22 protein-coding genes and 1 pseudogene are annotated in these 18,001 nt (G+C 39.4%); 14 read left to right on the top strand and 9 right to left on the bottom strand.

Annotation, left to right across the window (positions count from 1 at the left end; translation table 11 throughout):
• Positions 1 to 83 precede the first annotated feature (83 nt).
• Together VY86_RS06130 and argD are read left to right on the top strand one after the other, a co-directional pair.
• Positions 84 to 659 carry an aminodeoxychorismate synthase component II gene (locus VY86_RS06130; protein ID WP_021322911.1) on the top strand — a complete coding sequence of 192 codons (576 nt, stop codon included), beginning with the start codon at positions 84 to 86 and terminating at the stop codon, positions 657 to 659.
• A 123-nt stretch (positions 660 to 782) separates the two neighbouring features.
• Positions 783 to 1,994 carry a bifunctional acetylornithine/succinyldiaminopimelate transaminase gene (argD, locus tag VY86_RS06125; RefSeq protein ID WP_046974307.1) on the top strand — a complete coding sequence of 404 codons (1,212 nt, stop codon included), beginning with the start codon at positions 783 to 785 and terminating at the stop codon, positions 1,992 to 1,994.
• 49 nt (positions 1,995 to 2,043) lie between these two features.
• Here argD and crp read toward each other — a convergent pair whose 3' ends face one another.
• Positions 2,044 to 2,676 carry a cAMP-activated global transcriptional regulator CRP gene (gene crp / locus VY86_RS06120; protein ID WP_004240730.1) on the bottom strand — a complete coding sequence of 211 codons (633 nt, stop codon included), beginning with the start codon at positions 2,674 to 2,676 and terminating at the stop codon, positions 2,044 to 2,046.
• Positions 2,677 to 3,001: 325 nt separating this feature from the next.
• Here crp and VY86_RS06115 point away from each other — a divergent pair, with 325 nt between their 5' ends.
• On the top strand, positions 3,002 to 3,409 hold the full coding sequence (locus VY86_RS06115) for an OsmC family protein (protein ID WP_046974306.1): 408 nt from the start codon (positions 3,002 to 3,004) through the stop codon (positions 3,407 to 3,409).
• Between the two features lie 120 nt (positions 3,410 to 3,529).
• Here VY86_RS06115 and VY86_RS06110 read toward each other — a convergent pair whose 3' ends face one another.
• Genes VY86_RS06110 through VY86_RS06100 form a run of 3 tightly spaced genes read right to left on the bottom strand, consistent with a single transcriptional unit; the run spans position 3,530 to position 5,615 of the window.
• Positions 3,530 to 4,399 (bottom strand): phosphoribulokinase, encoded by an 870-nt coding sequence (locus VY86_RS06110; protein WP_023044192.1) that lies wholly within the window; start codon positions 4,397 to 4,399, stop codon positions 3,530 to 3,532.
• Positions 4,400 to 4,419: 20 nt separating this feature from the next.
• Positions 4,420 to 4,638 (bottom strand): YheU family protein, encoded by a 219-nt coding sequence (locus VY86_RS06105; RefSeq protein ID WP_046976740.1) that lies wholly within the window; start codon positions 4,636 to 4,638, stop codon positions 4,420 to 4,422.
• Complete coding sequence (locus VY86_RS06100) at positions 4,638 to 5,615, bottom strand: hydrolase (RefSeq protein ID WP_046974305.1); 978 nt, start codon at positions 5,613 to 5,615, stop codon at positions 4,638 to 4,640. Before VY86_RS06100 ends, VY86_RS06105 begins: the two co-directional genes overlap by 1 nt.
• Before the next feature lie 102 nt (positions 5,616 to 5,717).
• On the opposite strand from VY86_RS06100, the gene VY86_RS06095 reads away from it, so the two are divergent.
• Entirely contained in the window at positions 5,718 to 6,326 is a 609-nt protein-coding gene (locus tag VY86_RS06095; RefSeq protein WP_046974304.1) for a LysE family translocator, read from the top strand.
• A 27-nt stretch (positions 6,327 to 6,353) separates the two neighbouring features.
• On the opposite strand, the gene murP is transcribed toward VY86_RS06095, so the two are convergent.
• The 3 genes from murP to VY86_RS06080 all read right to left on the bottom strand — a co-directional run bounded on the left by murP (position 6,354) and on the right by VY86_RS06080 (position 9,452).
• Positions 6,354 to 7,805: a PTS N-acetylmuramic acid transporter subunit IIBC gene (gene murP, locus VY86_RS06090; RefSeq protein ID WP_046974303.1), complete on the bottom strand. Its 1,452-nt coding sequence runs from the start codon at positions 7,803 to 7,805 to the stop codon at positions 6,354 to 6,356.
• A 30-nt stretch (positions 7,806 to 7,835) separates the two neighbouring features.
• A complete protein-coding gene (gene murQ, locus VY86_RS06085) occupies positions 7,836 to 8,741 on the bottom strand; it encodes an N-acetylmuramic acid 6-phosphate etherase (RefSeq protein ID WP_046974302.1) in 906 nt (301 codons plus the stop codon).
• A gap of 231 nt (positions 8,742 to 8,972) precedes the next feature.
• Positions 8,973 to 9,452 carry an Hcp family type VI secretion system effector gene (locus VY86_RS06080; RefSeq protein ID WP_046974301.1) on the bottom strand — a complete coding sequence of 160 codons (480 nt, stop codon included), beginning with the start codon at positions 9,450 to 9,452 and terminating at the stop codon, positions 8,973 to 8,975.
• Between the two features lie 268 nt (positions 9,453 to 9,720).
• Between VY86_RS06080 and VY86_RS06075 the strand changes: the two genes are divergently transcribed.
• The 6 genes from VY86_RS06075 to VY86_RS06045 all read left to right on the top strand — a co-directional run bounded on the left by VY86_RS06075 (position 9,721) and on the right by VY86_RS06045 (position 12,438).
• On the top strand, positions 9,721 to 9,927 hold the full coding sequence (locus tag VY86_RS06075) for a hypothetical protein (RefSeq protein ID WP_046974300.1): 207 nt from the start codon (positions 9,721 to 9,723) through the stop codon (positions 9,925 to 9,927).
• 42 nt (positions 9,928 to 9,969) lie between these two features.
• A complete protein-coding gene (locus VY86_RS06070) occupies positions 9,970 to 10,683 on the top strand; it encodes a hypothetical protein (RefSeq protein WP_046974299.1) in 714 nt (237 codons plus the stop codon).
• An 8-nt stretch (positions 10,684 to 10,691) separates the two neighbouring features.
• Complete coding sequence (locus tag VY86_RS06065; RefSeq protein WP_158019917.1) at positions 10,692 to 10,901, top strand: hypothetical protein; 210 nt, start codon at positions 10,692 to 10,694, stop codon at positions 10,899 to 10,901.
• A gap of 339 nt (positions 10,902 to 11,240) precedes the next feature.
• Positions 11,241 to 11,447 (top strand): hypothetical protein, encoded by a 207-nt coding sequence (locus VY86_RS06055; protein ID WP_046974296.1) that lies wholly within the window; start codon positions 11,241 to 11,243, stop codon positions 11,445 to 11,447.
• Positions 11,448 to 11,489: 42 nt separating this feature from the next.
• Entirely contained in the window at positions 11,490 to 12,200 is a 711-nt protein-coding gene (locus VY86_RS06050) for a hypothetical protein (RefSeq protein WP_046974295.1), read from the top strand.
• On the top strand, positions 12,193 to 12,438 hold the full coding sequence (locus VY86_RS06045) for a hypothetical protein (RefSeq protein ID WP_046974294.1): 246 nt from the start codon (positions 12,193 to 12,195) through the stop codon (positions 12,436 to 12,438). Before VY86_RS06050 ends, VY86_RS06045 begins: the two co-directional genes overlap by 8 nt.
• A 29-nt stretch (positions 12,439 to 12,467) precedes the next feature.
• Here the strand turns inward: VY86_RS06045 and tssD are convergent.
• A pseudogene (gene tssD / locus VY86_RS23105) lies at positions 12,468 to 12,695 on the bottom strand (type VI secretion system tube protein TssD); the annotation flags it as partial.
• A 12-nt stretch (positions 12,696 to 12,707) separates the two neighbouring features.
• Between tssD and VY86_RS06040 the strand changes: the two are divergent.
• The 4 genes from VY86_RS06040 to VY86_RS06025 all read left to right on the top strand — a co-directional run bounded on the left by VY86_RS06040 (position 12,708) and on the right by VY86_RS06025 (position 15,722).
• Complete coding sequence (locus tag VY86_RS06040; protein WP_082111185.1) at positions 12,708 to 13,538, top strand: hypothetical protein; 831 nt, start codon at positions 12,708 to 12,710, stop codon at positions 13,536 to 13,538.
• On the top strand, positions 13,525 to 13,932 hold the full coding sequence (locus tag VY86_RS06035; protein WP_046974293.1) for a DUF1240 domain-containing protein: 408 nt from the start codon (positions 13,525 to 13,527) through the stop codon (positions 13,930 to 13,932). The genes VY86_RS06040 and VY86_RS06035 overlap by 14 nt, the downstream gene beginning before the upstream one ends.
• Before the next feature lie 23 nt (positions 13,933 to 13,955).
• Complete coding sequence (locus tag VY86_RS06030) at positions 13,956 to 14,168, top strand: hypothetical protein (protein WP_046974292.1); 213 nt, start codon at positions 13,956 to 13,958, stop codon at positions 14,166 to 14,168.
• A gap of 660 nt (positions 14,169 to 14,828) precedes the next feature.
• Positions 14,829 to 15,722: a LysR family transcriptional regulator gene (locus VY86_RS06025; protein WP_046974291.1), complete on the top strand. Its 894-nt coding sequence runs from the start codon at positions 14,829 to 14,831 to the stop codon at positions 15,720 to 15,722.
• A 234-nt stretch (positions 15,723 to 15,956) separates the two neighbouring features.
• Here VY86_RS06025 and VY86_RS06020 read toward each other — a convergent pair whose 3' ends face one another.
• A complete protein-coding gene (locus VY86_RS06020) occupies positions 15,957 to 17,882 on the bottom strand; it encodes an ABC transporter ATP-binding protein (protein ID WP_046974290.1) in 1,926 nt (641 codons plus the stop codon).
• Positions 17,883 to 18,001: the final 119 nt, after the last annotated feature.

Below are 18,001 nucleotides of genomic sequence, written 5' to 3'. Positions count from 1 at the left end.
GAAATCATGTTGTTCATGATAAACAAATTGCAGGATTGGCAGGACAACAAATACAGCGATAAAAATGGGTAGGATAGACTCCTATGTTATTAATAATAGATAACTATGATTCTTTTACGTATAACTTATATCAATATTTTTGTGAATTGGGAACAGATGTTTTAGTCAAGCGCAATGATGAATTACAGCTTGAAGATATTGAGCGATTGGCGCCTACACATCTGGTTATTTCCCCAGGCCCTTGTACCCCAAATGAAGCAGGAATTTCTCTGGCTGCGATTTCTCATTTTGCGGATAAATTGCCGATTCTGGGTGTTTGCCTTGGGCATCAGGCAATTGGGCAGGCATTCGGCGCCAGTGTAGTAAAAGCCAGGGAAGTGATGCATGGGAAAACTTCTGCTATTCATCATAATCAGCAAGGTGTGTTCAAAGGGCTTAACCGGCCATTAACGGTTACCCGTTACCATTCATTGGTGATTGCCGCAGAGACTTTACCCGCCGCATTTGAAGTTACTGCATGGAGTCAGCATAACGGCAATGTAGATGAGATCATGGGAATTCGTCATCGTACTTTGCCCCTGGAAGGTGTGCAGTTCCACCCTGAAAGTATTCTCAGCGAGCAAGGGCATCAGCTACTGAGTAACTTCCTTAGATATTAACCGGATACCAATAATTTCTTCATTTATTCATCTTTTTCATTTGCCCATCTTTGATTTTTTATGCATATTCAGTGATTATAATTTCATTTTTGAATGGCGTATATATAAAAAACAGGTGGGAAAATGATGGAGCATGCCGCAGTAAACAGAAATACATACGATCAAGTCATGTTGCCAATTTATTCACCGGCACAGTTTATACCGGTGAAAGGGCAAGGCAGCCGTGTATGGGATCAGCAAGGGAAAGAGTATATTGATTTTGCCGGTGGTATTGCTGTTATGGCTTTGGGGCATTGTCACCCTGAGTTAGTGGATGTTTTAAAGCAGCAAGGGGAGAAACTTTGGCATATCAGTAATATTTTCACCAATGAACCAGCTTTGATACTCTCGCAGAAACTGATTGATGCAACTTTTGCGGAGCGGGTATTTTTTGCCAACTCTGGAGCGGAAGCGAATGAAGCTGCCTTTAAGCTGGCGCGTCATTATGCCATTACCCGTTACCATTCATATAAAACCAAAATCATCGCATTCCATCAGGGGTTTCATGGTCGTACCCTGTTTACGGTCTCTGTTGGTGGTCAACCAAAATACGCTGATGGTTTTGGGCCAAAACCCGCAGATATTATTCATGTGCCTTTTAATGACTTAGATGCAGTAAAGGCGGTCATGGATGACCATACTTGTGCTGTTGTATTAGAACCTGTTCAGGGAGAAGGGGGAGTCACGCCGGCGACACCTGCATTTATTCATGGATTGCGTGAACTTTGCGATAAGCATCAGGTATTGTTGGTATTTGATGAAGTACAAAGTGGAATGGGCCGTACCGGTAAGTTATTTTCTTATATGTATTATGATGTTGTGCCGGACATTATCACCACAGCGAAGGCACTGGGAGGTGGTTTCCCTGTCAGTGCTATGCTGACTACAGCGAATATCGCTTCGGTGATGGCACCGGGAACTCACGGCACAACTTATGGTGGTAATCCGCTGGCTTGTGCGGTTGCAAATGCTGCTTTTGACATTATCAATACGCCAGAGGTCTTGGATGGTGTTGAAAAACGTCATCATTTGATTGTGAATTTTCTGAATGATATCAATCAGAAATATTCGATATTTGGTGAAATCCGTGGCAAGGGATTGCTGATTGGTGCGGAACTAAAAGCGCAGTATCAGGGAAAATCTAAAGAGATCCTGCAACTGGCGGCTGAAAATGGTCTGATGTTATTGAGTGCCGGTAGTGATGTACTGCGTTTCACGCCTTCGCTGATTATCAGTGAGGAGGAGATAGCCCAGGGGATGGAACGGCTGGAGAAGGCAATTAGCCAGTTGGTGTAAATAAGTGTGAGAAAAATCAGCGCAATATAATGCGCTGATTAATTAGGAATTAACGTGTACCGTAAACAACAATGGTTTTGCCGTGTGCGGAGATCAGGTTTTGATCTTCCAGCATTTTTAGAATACGGCCAACCGTTTCACGGGAACAGCCAACAATCTGACCAATTTCCTGACGAGTGATTTTGATTTGCATTCCGTCCGGGTGGGTCATTGCATCGGGTTGTTTCGCCAGATTCAGTAAAGTCTGAGCAATCCGGCCGGTTACATCCAGGAAAGCCAGGTTACCGACTTTCTCAGAAGTTGTTTGCAAACGGCTTGCCATTTGGGCAGATAAGCGCATTAAAATATCTGGGTTTACCTGAATCAGTTGACGGAATTTTTTATAGGAAATTTCCGCTACTTCACAGGCGCTTTTGGCCCGTACCCAAGCTGTACGCTCTTGTCCTTCTTCAAATAATCCAAGCTCGCCAATGAAATCTCCTTGGTTTAAATAGGAGAGGATCATCTCTTTTCCTTCTTCATCTTTAATCAAAACCGCAACAGAACCTTTTACGATGTAGTAAAGCGTCTCTGCTTTTTCGCCTTGATGAATAAGCGTGCTTTTGGATGGATATTTATGAATATGGCAGTGTGACAAAAACCATTCAAGAGTGGGGTCTGTTTGTGGCTTGCCGAGAACCATTCGCTTCATCCTCTGTTGTTATCGCTGCCTAAATAACACGAGAACCTAAAAGTTTCTCGTTAGGTTAGGCTGGCTTAAAGACACTAGCTTAACATATTAGTTTGCTGAAAAACCGACAGGTGAGGGTTTTATATAGGTTATCTGAAATTTGAAACTTGAGTATTGATCTTAACCCACATATACCCAGACCTGCTTCTGTTTTTAACACAGGAAAAGGCTTCTGTCTTGTCTTGTATTGTTTCAGCATAATAAACCGCTCATTAGATTGCCAGTTTAATACTGAAAGAGTAGGCTTTGATGCAAAAAATGACTTATAGAGGTACTTATGCACGCGCGGGTAAAATGGGTTGAAGGGTTGTCTCTTTTGGGGGAGTCATCTTCGGGCCATCAGATCATGATGGATGGAAATGCCGGCGATAAGGCACCAAGCCCAATGGAAATGGTATTAATGGCAGTTGGCGGTTGCAGCACGATTGATGTTATTTCTATTTTGCAGAAAGGCAGATATGACATAAAAGATTGTGAAGTGAAATTAACTTCCCGCCGTCGTGAAGAGGCGCCACGCTTGTTTACTTCCATTAATCTGCATTTTATTGTTACCGGCAAGGATTTATCAGATAAAGCAGTTGAGCGTGCAGTCACGCTTTCCGCAGAGAAATATTGTTCGGTTTCATTGATGTTGGCGAAAACAGTTGAAATCACCCACAGTTTTGAAATTAAAGAGATAGATTAAAAAATTATTTCCTGATTAAAGATAACAACAGGTAACTAATATCAGTTACCTGTTTTTTAACTGAATAAATTAAGAGGTGGATTCAAACGCAGGGTTTTCTAAATTAATCCCAGGCTTTGATCAACAAATCTTTTCTCCTTCGAGTAATCGCTGTACCAATGGTGTCATAATTAATTCCATTGCCAGTCCCATTTTTCCGCCGGGAACCACAATGGTATTAATACTTGAAACGAACGAACCTTGTAACATTGATAACAAGTACGGGAAATCAATTTGAGTGAGATCACGGAAACGGATGACGATAAAACTTTCATCCAAGGATGGAATGGCTTTGGCTGAAAATGGATTGGATGTATCAACAGTAGGGACGCGCTGGAAGTTGATATGTGTCCGGGAAAATTGGGGGGTAATGTAGTTAATATAATCATCCATAGAACGAACAACGGAATCCATCACGGCTTCCTGTGAGTGTCCCCGTTCTCCGGTATCGCGGATAAGTTTCTGTATCCATTCAAGGTTGACAATTGGCACCACCCCCACAAGTAGATCGACATGACTGGCAACATTATGTTGTGGTGTTACCACGCCACCGTGCAGACCTTCATAAAACAGCACATCGGTCTGCTTTGGTAAGGCTTCCCACGGAGTAAATGTACCGGGGAGCTGGTTGTAAGGAACCGCATCATCATAGGTGTGAAGGTACTTACGGCAACGGCCTTCACCAGCTTCACCATAGTCAATCATGGTTTTTTCCAGCATGCCAAAATCATTGGCTTCTGGCCCAAAATAACTGATATGTCTGCCTTGCTCCTTGGCTTTACGGATTGCCGCGTCCATTTCAGGGCGGGTATAGCGATGGAAACTATCCCCCTCTATCTGTGCTGCGCTGATGTTAAGTTGCTGGAAAATCTTACGGAAAGCTAAACTGGTTGTTGTTGTTCCGGCACCGCTGGAACCGGTAATCGCAATAATCGGATGTTTGGCAGACATAAGCAGTAAACTCCATAATGTTAAGAATGGAACATTTTTTTTGGCATAATATTGATGCTCTCATGCAGTTCAGACCACACCAGCATAACATCCCCCTGCTCCAACTGACGACGTATGTCAGCGACTTTCTGCTCAAGGGATTTTTCATATTCACCGTAATCAGTGCCTTCCCGCAGGATAAAGCTCTCTATCAAATTTAGCAGAGTTTCTGGCTCCAGCTGTTGCCATGGAATAATCATCATTGTTGCTCCAGATAAGATGACAGCCAGCCTGGAATACGTTGTTCCAGCCACATTTGTGGTTTTTTGAGTGAACCACTGACAAAGCCGACATGTCCACCATGTTCTGTCAATTGGTATTCAATATTTTTGGGTAAGGTGTTGAGATCAGGGATGACTTCTGGTGCCATAAAGGGATCGTCTTTGGCATGAATAATTAACAGTGGCACCGTAATGTCAGACAGGCGTGGCAGAGCGCTGCACTGGTGGTAGTAGTCCGCTGCATCTCTAAAACGGTGGATTTTTGCGGTTACAATTTCATCAAATTCACGAATATGTTTCAATCCTTTTACTTGGGACAGATTGATAGGCAGAGAACCTGGGTAGCGTAGCAATTTGCGGGTAACATTACGTTTCAGATTGTTAAGCAAATAGCGCTCGTAAACCTGAGAAAATCCTTTTTCTATCCGGCTGGAACAGGCTTCTAACATCAGAGGGGCAGAAACAATAACTGCCGCATTGAGCTGGGCTTGTGTTTTTTCTTCTGCTAGATAGCAGGCCAGCATATTACCGCCGACTGAATAACCCACGGCTGAGGTTGGCGCATCACCGTAGGTCTGTTTTAACCAGTTCAGAAAATAACGGGCATCTCCTGTTTCGCCAGAATGATAGAGACGTTTTTGGCGGTTCGGTTCACCACTGCATCCGCGGAAATGCATGACAACACCAAGCCAGCCTTTTTTCTGACAGATACGAAGCAAACCGTGAGCATAAGGGCTGTGGAAACTGCCTTCCAGACCATGAAACAGGATCAACCGTGGCTTATGTGCTGCGGTTGCTGGATCTTCACTCCATGCCAGGTCAACAAAATCGTTATCTGGCAAATTAAGTCGTTGCCAGTAGGGTTGCAGTTCAGGATACCGCCGCACCAGACGCGGGAGTAGTGTCTGCAAATGCGGATTACTGGCTCCGGTTAGAGGACGAAAGATATCGGACATAATGGTTTCGGGTTAAATGATTAGTTATCTTGTACGGTAAATAACATACTGATATTTTCTGTGAAAGGGAAACTCAATTATTCAGGATGAAAGGAACCATTCATGACAGCAAGCCTGATTTTTTCATTAATAACTTTTTTGTTTATTTCTGCGATTACCCCAGGTCCAAACAATATGTTACTGACCTCATCGGGCGCTAACTTTGGTTTTATCCGTTCTTTGGGATTGATATTTGGCATTCTTCTGGGAATGCAGACGATTTTATATCTGTCTGCTTTCGGTGTGGCGGCATTACTGCTGGTTTATCCTACTATTCACACGATAATGAAAATAGCGGGTAGTCTCTATTTACTGTGGTTAGCATGGAAAACGGCAACAGCCAGTTATCGGCGTCTGGATACTAAAGGCAGCGCTGTCATAAAGCCAGTGCGGTGGTATCAGGGCTGGTTACTACAATTCTTGAATCCGAAAGCCTGGCTGATGGGATTAGGATCGGTTGGCAGTTACAGTATTGCAGGTGAACAGTATCTCTATTCTATCATCATTATTAGTGTCGCAACGATATTGATAAGTTTTTTGAGTAGTATCGTGTGGACTGGTTTTGGTTCGTTGATTGGAACATTACTTCGTAGTCGCAATGCCTGGTTTATTTTCAATATCATGATGGGAATATTAACGGTAACCTGTGTGCCATTGATCTGGATTGGATAATTTAACTCATTAATTTCATTTTGGTTATTAAGTCAAATCGACATTTTTATTGCCGAACAGCAGCGTCAGGACAAAACCGCTGATATAAGCAACCGCCAATCCCGCGGCATAAACTGCCATCCCAATAAAAATGCCGCTGTTGGAGGTCATCAGTGGCAATGCGACCAATCCAGATGGACCGAAAACCGTATTTAATCCAACAGGTAAACCTAAATAAGCCACCAGACCGATAAAGAACCCCCCGGTGGCCCCGCCCAGACAAGCGGTGATAAAAGGTTTGATGCGTGGCAAGGTTACTCCGTAAATCAAGGGTTCACCGATACCGAGAAAGCCTGGAATAATGGCGCCTTTTATCTGAGTACGCAGCAGAGAATCTTTATTCGCTTTGACATACAGCGCCAGTGTTGCACCAACTTGTCCGCCCCCAGCCATAGCGAGGATTGGGAACAGAGAGTTAAAGCCTTGTGCGTCCATTAGCGCGAAATAGACCGGGACGAATCCCTGATGTACACCAAACATAACGGCGAGCAGAAATAGTCCTGCCAATATCGTAGTACCAAAAGGATTGCCGTTAAGATTAAGGAATAACCATGACATGCCGCTAAACAGATAGCTTCCCAACGGCATGATAATAATAAAGGTGATTGCTCCCATGATCAGCAGGGTAATCGCTGAAGTGAGGATTATATCCAGATTGTCCGGAATGATCTTACGAACTTGCCGTTCTACCCATGCCCCCAGAATCGCGGCGATAAGAACACCGATAATATTGCCGCGTGGATCGATACTGTAACCAAAGAAAGTGGAGATACCGGAGTAGAAACCGCTGGTGGCATCCGGGTTATAGCCCAGTACAAACAGCGAGGCGATAATCGCGCCGTTTATACCGGAACCACCAAAGGCTTTTTGCGCGTTATAGCCAATCAGGATACTCAAAAAGCTGAACATTCCTTTACTGAATACTTTCATATAACCGATGATTTCAATTAATACGGTATTAGGATGTTCAGCACCCTGAATGGCGATCTGTTCAAGTAAAGTGGCAAAGCCCAGTAATAGACCAACGGCAATAAAGCCGGGGATCAGCGGTGTAAAAATAGTAGCAAATTTTGTCAGGAATTTATGTACCGCACTAACCTGCTTCTCTTTAAGCTGTTTTTTATTGGCGGAGGCTATATGGGTTAAATCAGTGTCGTTCCGTGCCGGTTGTTCTGTATGGGCAGAAGAATCCAGCAATTGATTCATTATTTCAGCCGCAGCTTGGGCTTTTCCCGGTCCAAGGACAATCTGCAATTGGTTATCACTTTCAATAATACCCAGCACATTGGGGATCTGTTTCAGTGCGGCTTTATCCACCTGAGTATTATCATGCAGTGTCAGCCGTAGGCGGGTCATACAGTTACCACATTGAGCCACATTACCCGCATTGCCGATAGCTGTAAGGATCTGAACAATTAATGCTTGATTAATTTTAGCCATCTTATTTATTCCTTCTCAGAAAGGAAAAGATTACCGAATTGTTGAGATTGCCGGGCGAATAAAACCGTGATTCTTTTCCAGTAACGCTTTTGCCTGTTGAGCATCTATTCCTGCCAGAATCATCACAATGGCTGTTTTGCAATGTCCATCACATGCAGCCAGTGCTTGTTCAGCTTGTGCACGGTCACATTCTGTGGCGGCCATAACGATATTTTTCTGCCTTTCAACCAGTTTGGCATTTGTCGCTTCTATGTCCACCATCAGATTGCCATAAACCTTTCCTGTGCGGATCATGGCGCCGGTAGTGAGCATATTGAGGATCAGTTTTTGTGCTGTACCTGCTTTCATACGTGATGAACCGGTGACAATTTCCGGCCCAACGACGGGTGTCATGGCAATATCGGCTGCTTGTGTCATCGGGCTGTCAGGATTACAACTGATACAGGCGACGGTGGCACCCACTGATTTCGCATACTCCATAGCACCCAGAACATAAGGTGTACGGCCACTGGCGGCAATACCAACCAATACATCTTTAGAGTTAAAGTTTAGCGCTTGAAGATCATTTGTGCCTAATTGCCGGTTATCTTCTGCATTTTCAACGGCCCTCAAGATGGCTTGATGCCCTCCTGCAATCAAGCCAACCACCTGTTCCGGTCTGGAGCCATAAGTGGGTGGGCATTCACTGGCATCCAGGATCCCTAACCGGCCGGATGTACCGGCACCAATATAGATTAAACGGCCTCCCTGATGGAAAGCTTCGGCAATTTTATCTACCGTTGCAGCGATTTGCGGCAACGTTTGCTCTACCGCCAGTGCGACTTTTTTGTCTTCATCATTAATGATCTGTAGCATCTCAAGGGTAGGCAGAGTGTCAATGCAGGCACTGGCTGGGTTGCAGCTTTCTGTCACCATACTGTTGAGATTGATTTTCATATTACTTTCCTAACGGAATATTTTTGAAATGATAAATAATTATTTACTCTTCTTTGTCATAAAGCGCAAATTTGGTCGGTATTTCGATAAAAGCGATGGCTTTGTTAAGTGAATGTATTTTATCGGTTATAGAACAAAGTGCTGTGAATAGGTTTGATAAAATTTTTGTTTTTTTATATAAGTGAGAAACGTAAATGCTAAGCATATATATTACATATGCTTAGCTTGTTTTCAATAAATTCTATCATCCCATATACTATAGGCTGATGTGCCTGCCGTTACGTGATTCCAGGTTATGGATCTGTATTTGAGAAGGACTTTTTCATACGGCATCATTTCATTATTATTTATTGAATGCGGATAGGTGCAAGAAACGTCAACAATGCTTGCTTCTGTTAATTTGACCTCATAGAAAAGTTCTAACTTCCCTGCGGTGTTTGTTCTATAAAAGAGAAAAACCGCATGCAGTAGTTCGTTTGAAGAGATTGCCATTGATAATAATGGAGATGATTTATCTATTGGCTTAATGAACTGCAATGGGTGATGATCTACATTTTGTTCGCGAGTGATCATGTGACTTAAACTCAATACCTGTATTTGATCTTCGTGCCCCTTTTGATATCGGTTGCCTATAGAGTCCAGCGTTGAACAACCAGCAGAAATTAAACCTTGTTGCCTACCGTTTAGCGACAAATAAATTATATGTGACATAAGTAATTACCATACCAATTATTTATTTAATTTACCTAAGCTGTGTTCTTAGGCAGTGGAATTATAACCATAACATTAAAATATAGAAAAATTAATAGTTCAATATCGAATTTTTTCCATAAGTATCTAACAATTTATTTATTTAAAAAATAATAATTTTATTTGAAGCGCTACTCTTTAAAAACGCTTTGCTATTATATAATCGATGTGGTTATTTTCTATATAATGATGTTATACTCTAATTTTAATTGTGAATGGGTTTAGTCGTATGGACGATAGAGATAGAGAACAGTTATTACAACAACTAAGTGATGCGTTAGAGAATAGCTCGTTAGTTTCAGAGGAGAAACTGGCATTGATGATGATGCTATGTTTTCAGCTGTTATCGTCAACTCAAGCCAGTGCGATTGATATGAAGATTTCAGATGGTCGTGTTCTCTCACTTAAATTGGAAATGCCGTCTGTTAAACACTAATGTGGCGATTTTTAACTAATTCATTTTTTAGGGAGATAAAAAATGGCAGACTATATTGAACATTATATAAAAATGAAACTTGAGGCCGACCGAATTCTGGCTTTAAGGCTAGAAAAGGCCGTTGATGGAGTAAGAGAAGTCGCAGAAGATACAGTAAATACAATGGAGGGTGGGTTCAATCGATTAGTCAGGCGTGGGTCATATTTCTTCGATGATTATCGTGATGTAAATGAACAAATAAATAGTGAGGATGGAAGGTTTGTTTCAGCTCTATGGGGTGTAACTAAAGGACGAAATCCTATAAAGGAAATAACGGAAGTGTTTTCTAAAGAATTATTAAAGAATCAAAGTGATGAAGCTAAAAAAAGGATATATACTAAATTAGTAGAGAAATTATTGGAGATTTCATCAACATTCGTAGCATCTAGAACTACAAAAAATTCTATATCTACTGCGGTAGCTGAGATTATATATCAATCTTTAATTATGAATGTGATTATAAGAGAAGGCATTAGAAGATATGGTAATATTATTTTGACGGCTTTTCAATCATATGGTCTCTTTGAGAAAGCTGCTGTGTCAGCAGATAAGTTAAAAAGAGAGCACCCGTATTTTTACTGGGCTTTGTACAGCAAGAAACTGGAAATGTTGTATTTTTTAGTTGAACCCGCATTGTCAAAAGGCGTTGGCCTTATTGGAACAAAAAGCAGTGAAGACGATGTTGTTTCTACAATTGTTAAAGTAGTTAGTGTGTGAGAGTGAATATGAGTAAGAAACTTTTTAGCAAAGAGTGGTTCAAAGAGCTTTTTTTCATATGGTTTAAAGATCTTTTGTGGGAGGTCATTCCTTTTGGGATTATTGTTGTTTGGGCATTTGTAGCTAATATCTTTTTTCCAGATATATGGTTTAGTTTAACTTTGGTTGGTATTTTTATTGTTTTTGTTGCTATGTGGTTTATTGGTAAGCATTACTAAGCATAATGAGTTCTTTGTTTAAATTACCTAAGCTGTGTGCTTAGTGGTGGAATTGTAACCTTAACATTAAAATATAAAAAAATTAATAGTTCAATATTGAATTTTTTCCATAAGTATCTAACAATTTATTTATTTATTTATTTATTTATTTATTTATTTATTTATTTATTTATTTATTTATTTATTTATTTATTTATTTATTTATTTATTTATTTAAAAAATAATATCTTTATTTGAAGCGCTACTCTTTACAAACGCTTTGCTATTATATAATCGATGTGGTTATTTTCTATATAATGGTGTTATACTCTAATTTTAATTGTGAATGGGTTTAGACGTATGGACGATAGAGATAGAGAGCAGTTATTACAACAACTCAATGATGCATTAGAGAGTAGTTCATTAGTTTCAGAGGAGAAACTGGCATTGATGATGATGCTATGTTTTCAGCTGTTATCGTCAATTGAAGCTGATCTAATTAATATGAGAGTTTCGGATGGTCGTACTCTTTCACTCAAACTAGAAACGCCATCCGTTAAACACTAGTGTGGCGATTTTTGACTAATTCATTTTTTAGGGAGATAAAAAATGGCAAACTATATTGAACATTACATAAAAATGACACAAGAGGCCAACCGAGTGTTGGCTCTAAAGGCAGAGGAGATAGGTAGTGAGCTAAGAGATGTAGCAGAAGATACAGTAGATCTGATAGAGAGAGGGGCAACGCGAGCAATTTGGAGAACATCATATTTCTTTGATGGCTATGAAGATGTAAATACTAAAATAAATAGTGAAGATAAGAGAATGATTTTGACTATATGGAATATAGTCAACGGAACGAATTTTAGTTTCATAAAGGAAGTGGCAAAGGTATTTACTGACGAGTTATTAAAGAACCAGAATGAGGAAGCGAAAAAAATAATATATCTTAAGTTATTAAAGGTTTTTGCTAATTTATCAACATCTAAAGCTACAAAATACTCTATATCTATTGTGATAGCAGATGCTATATATCTTTCTTTAATTCGTAATGTTGTTATAAGGAACGCTATTCGAAAATTTGCAAATGGTGCTTTATTTGCTTTTCAATCATATGGTTACTTTGATAAAGCTACTGTATCAGCCGATAAACTAAAAAGAGAGTGTCCACCTTTTTACTGGGCGTTATACAACCTGAAATTGGAAATGTTGTATTTTATATTTGAACCTGTATTGTCAAAGGGTGTTAGCCTTATTGGGAAAAAGTGTAGCGAAGATGATATTGTTTCTGAGATTATTGGAATAATTAATCATGAATAAAGTAAAAAAGATTTTTAGCAGAGAGTGGTTTAAGGATCTTTTTCTAATATGGTTTAAGGATCTTTTGTGGTCAACTATACCTGTAATAATTATTTTTGTTTGGTCAATGATGGCTGTAGTCTTTTTTCCAGATATATGGGGATGGTTAGCATTGTTTGGTGTTGTTGTTGTTTTTATTTGTCTTTTTGTTTTTTCATATATAAGTGAGAAGCGTATAAATGATAAGCGTAAAAGCTAAGGCATATATATGCTTAGCTTGGCTTATTTTTAATAAATTCTGTCATCCCATATGCTATAGGCTGATGTGCTTGCTGTTACGTGATTCCAGGATATAGATCTGTATTTGAGAAGGACTTTTTCATACAGCATCATTTCATTATTATTTATCGAATTCGGGTAGGTGCAGGAAACGTCAACAATGCTCGCTTCTGTTAATTTGACCTCATAGAAAAGTTCTAACTTCCCTGCGGTGTTTGTTCTATAAAAGAGAAAAACCTGGAGGGGTATATGGGGGATTTCCTAAGAGGTAATGTTGGGGTTGATCAATTAAAACCTCAGCATGAGTTCTTTGATGCGATTGGTCTTGAGAAGCAGTTAAGAGAGAATACAACGTATATTGCACTGTTGTCATTAGAAGAAGCGAAAAGTGCTTTGCAGGATATTGTCTCTCTAAAACCTAAAAGTCCATTTATGAAGAAGGTGTTCTCAGTTGCCGATCCAATAGCGTCATATGCAGGTAATATGCATGATGCTTTTGACTTTACAAATGTAGTAAGAGAATTTAAACAATTAGGGATTACAGCGACAGAGTATGTTGGTAAATATGGTAAAAAATATATTAAAATATCAGGCTATGCCGGGGTTAGAAAAATCATCACTGCATCAAGATACAGTGCTTCTAATATGAAGATGATATCTATGGGGATTGGGCAACAAGGAATAAATAGTGGCATAGTTAAGGGAATGAAATTCTGTATATTATTTTCTCTGGCTTATCGGACTGTTGAATATATCTTTAAGGATGAATACACGCTGGCTGACTTCTTAGGGAATATTGCTGTAGAGCTGGCTAAAACAGCAGTGGCAGCTTTTGCTTCTTGGGTGACGGGGGCTTTTCTTTCATCTGCCTTGGTAGCAGGTGCCAGCATCATTGTCGTAGCTGGTATAATTGTTGGGGTTGGTTTAGTTGTTGCCATAGTGTTAAATTATATAGATGATAGGTATGGAATAAGCAAGAAGGTCATTGATTTAATGAAAGAGGCTTATAATAGAAAGAGAACCCCTGTAGCTGATATAAATAAATTTCTTCATGATTGGGGGAGATATGGTCGTGGATAAAAAAAGAAAAATAATGAATATAATTGGGGTGCTTTTTATATTGTCTTTGATGTCTTTTGGGGTGTTTGTTGTTGTTGATAGTCTATATTCATTGATTACAATGGCTGAGATGATCTTTTTTTCCAATGGAATAATAATTGCGTTTTTTTTCTTCCCATTGATTTTTTATTTTTTAAGTTTTATTATTTATTTTAATTTGACAGCGCGTACTCCAAAGTATCACGATATCTGTGTTAATTGTCTTGGTATGATAGCTATTGTTGCATTTTTCTTGAGTTTTCCTACCGCTTTTTATGTGAATTATAAACTAGAGAGTGAGAATTATTTAATATGCCCAAAGATATCATGGTCGTCACCGAATAAATATGTAAAAGATATTAAGCTATGTAATTAACCTGAGTTCGGATTAATTAATGTATGAGTAAAAAAATTTTTAGTAAGGAATGGTTCAAAGATCTTTTTTTTATATGGATTAAAGATCTTTTGTGGAACACAATTCCTTTTATCTTGATTATCGCTTGGTCAGCTATGGCCGCAGCCTGTTTTCCAGATATATGGGGGCGATTAACATTATTGAGTATTGTTGTTGTTACGGCTTTTGTTTTTTGGTGTATTAGTAAGAGGAGATAAATATATTTATATATGTTTAGCTTGTTTTATTGCAATAACTAATAATTAGCATTTGAGAATGGGTGTGAGATAAGGAAATTTTTAGTAAGGAGTGGTTCAAGGAGCTTTTTTAATATGGTTTAAGGAATCTTTTATGGGAGTTAATTATTTTTTGGATTATTGTTATTTGAGCATTAATTTACTCAAAAAAGAAATGGAGAGGAAACTAAGAATAAGAATACCAAGGGATAATTTCAATCAATTTATTCAAACTTGAGCGTTATGGTAAATAAGAAAATATTATACATATAACCGGCGATCTTGCTCTTTTTATTTAAAAATAGCATGCGTCAGGTAAATTGCACTATCCTGCATAGCAGGAATTACATATCACAGGATGGCTGGTAATTGATATAGAAAAATTTTAAAAAATGAAAAAAATTATCATTTTCTAATGCATTTTATTTAATTGGATTACTTACTTGTTTATCTGGGAAACATGGGTAAATCGTTATGGGAAATATCGTGATATATATCGCCGACTTTTTTAGAACAAATTAATTGATCATCGTATAGTTGTTGTTTAATCTTTGTTTAATTAATTTAAGTGCAAATAATTTAGTTTATTTATGAAATAGTAACGTAAAGAAAGTATATGAGATAAACCTGAGTGGTGAAAATGTGGATATACGTAATCTAAAAGCTTTTATCGTGTTAGCTGAAACACTTAATTATCATAAGGCCTCTCAAATATTAAATATTTCACAACCTGCGTTGACAAAGAAAATTAATGCACTGGAAGCATTATTCGGAGCTCTACTTTTCTCCAGAGGGCCAAATGGGACCAGGCTAACTGATTTTGGGCAAAAAACATTAGAGAATGCTCAGAAATTACTGGGGCATTTTGAGCAGTTTCAGATTCAGGTTCACCATGATTTGCAAGGCGACTCACCAAATTATCTTTATGTGAGTTCCTGTTTTTCTATTTATGATTCTGGGAAAATGAAAGAGCCGCTTTTTTTAGGTAAACAGGAAAAAACCGTGCTTGTGCTAATTACAGGTTTGCCATTCGAGCAGCAGATGAGTTTGTTAAATTCTGGTCTATTGCATATTGCTATTGTTCCTTTGCCGTTAACCTCATCACTGATGCCTAAGAGGATTTTTACTGAAAAACTCGTTTATCTTTTTAAAAAAGGCAATGATTGGACTCAGAATTTTGCTGAATTAAATGCTGAAATAGCCTCCTTATATCACCTTATTGATACTGATGAGAATGATATGTCTCTTGATTTTACCGACGGCATCAATACATTTTCTATTTATGATAATAAGAGTATGAATTTAATGTTAAAAACTAATGATATTATGGTAATGACTGAATTGATAATAAAACATAATGGTTTTTCTTTAGTTCCGCAGAAAGTGGTTCGTTCAATTTCATCACAATATATTGATTTAATTGAAATTTTAGAAACTGATATGGAGATTGATTTTGGTGTCTTATGGAGTCCAGTTATAGACTGTGATTTGATAAATGCAGCGGAACTATTTTCTTCATTAGTTGATAATATGTGAATCAGAAAAACAGGGGTGGATTCGATTAATAAATGCAATTTTAGATGAAAATAAATTTCATATGATTTTTTGAATTAAAATTAAAATTAAAATTAAAATTAAAATTTTACGATAATAATATTCATTTTTGCGGATGGGTTGATAATATGAATAAGATTTTTTGGTGTAAATATTATTAAAATAAAGCGGATTGTTTTCTCCGCTTTATTTTTTTAATGTCATTTATGAAAGTATTTACCCTTCAAACTCTTTCGTCATTTGCTCTAGTTGCTCCTGAATTTCCATCCACGCTAATTCAACTTCTTCCAGTTTTGATTTGGTTTGATTTTGTTTTTGCAGATATTCAGTCAATTCGGCTTTACGGCTATTATCGTAGACAGCACTGTCTGACAGCTGTTTTTCTAATACGGTCAGTTCGTTACCCAGTTTATCCATCTGTTTTTCCAGATTGGTCAGCTGTTTGCGCAATGGCTGCGTTTGGTTACGGAAGTCAGCTTGACGCCGTTTTTGATCTTTTCTTTCCTGAGCGCTTTGACCGGAAGATTCTTTTTCCTTATCGTTGTTCTCACGTAATTGCTGATTTTGTTGACGCTGCTGATCTGTCAGCCATTGTTGATAATCTTCCAAATCGCCATTGAAAGATTCTACCCGGCCATCGTGAACCAAATACAACTCATCGGTTGTTGAACGCAGTAGATGCCTGTCATGGGAAACCACAACCAATGCACCATCAAAATCGATCAGCGCTTCTGTCAGGGCCTGACGCATATCCAGGTCGAGGTGGTTGGTTGGCTCATCAAGCAACAGAAGATTAGGGCGTTGCCAAACCATCAATGCTAAAACCAGACGTGCTTTTTCTCCCCCGGAGAAACGTCCGCTTGGGTCAGTGACTTGATCACCTTTGAAACCAAAACCCCCCAGATAATCCCTGAGTTGCTGCTCTGTTTCCTGTGGCGCAAGGCGTGCTATATGCTGTAATGGTGATTCATCAGCACGCAGATATTCCAACTGATGCTGGGCGAAATATCCCAGTTTGATCCCTTTGGCTAGTTCCACGTCTCCACTCTGGGATTGCAGCTCACCAGCCAGTAATTTGATCAACGTGGATTTACCGGCGCCGTTACGACCAAGCAGGCCAATGCGGGAGCCGGGAACTAAATTCAGTTTGATGGAGTTCAAAACCGTCCGTTCGCCATAGCCTGCGCTGACTTTTTCCATTTTCAGCAGTGGATTTGGCAGACTTTCCGGTTTACGGAAACTGAAATGGAACGGGTTATCAACATGGGCAGGCGCTATCAACTCCATCCGCTCCAGCATCTTGATACGGCTCTGAGCTTGTTTGGCTTTACTGGCCTTGGCCCGGAAACGGTCAATATAACTTTGCAGATGTGCCACTTTCTCCTGCTGACTTTTATAAAGTGCTTGTTGTTGCGCCAGTTTGGTTGCGCGCTGACGTTCGAAAGAGGAGTAGTTGCCACTGTATTCAAACAGTGATTGTTGTTCGATATGAAGGATTTTATCGGCAATCGGGTCCAGAAAATCCCGGTCATGGGAGATAAGGATTAATGTACCGGGGTAGTTTTTCAGCCATCTTTCCAGCCAGATCACCGCATCCAGATCAAGATGGTTGGTTGGTTCGTCAAGTAACAACAAATCAGAACGGCAGAGCAAGGCTTGCGCCAGATTGAGGCGCATACGCCATCCACCGGAAAACGCACGTACTGGTTGATTCAGTTGATCCTGAGAAAAGCCTAGACCGTGAAGTAAACTTGATGCTCTTGAACGGATGGTCCAGGCTTGAATCGTGTCCAGTTGGTTGTGTAGATGAGCGATCAAATTACCGTCATTTTTTTCATTGGCTAATTGTAGTTGCCGTTCCAGTTGACGGAATTCACGATCACCATCAATGACATATTCCAGAGCAGGTATTTCCAGTGCCGGTGTTTCTTGATTCACCCAAGCCAGCGCCCAGTTAGCGGGAAAAGTGAATGTTCCTGCTTCAGCCTGAAGTTCATTTTTTAATAGTGCAAGTAAGGTAGATTTACCACAGCCATTTTTCCCTACCAGACCAACTTTCTGTCCGGGATTGATAGTGGCGCTGGCATTATCCAGCAAGACACGGATTCCGCGACGAATTTGTAATGAAGAGAAAACAATCATAGGTGTCGTTTGTATAGAGTATGTTAAATTATTAGAAAGTAATGGGACAATAAGCGCCCTGATTTTGTCACTTTGTATGCATGGTAACGGAAAATACGTGTCCTGACACGTTCTTGAGG

The sequence above is a fragment of the Photorhabdus thracensis genome, from assembly GCF_001010285.1.
Lineage (GTDB): Bacteria > Pseudomonadota > Gammaproteobacteria > Enterobacterales > Enterobacteriaceae > Photorhabdus > Photorhabdus temperata.
Note: the sequence above shows the minus strand (reverse complement) of the source record. Positions and strands in the feature narration are given on the sequence as shown.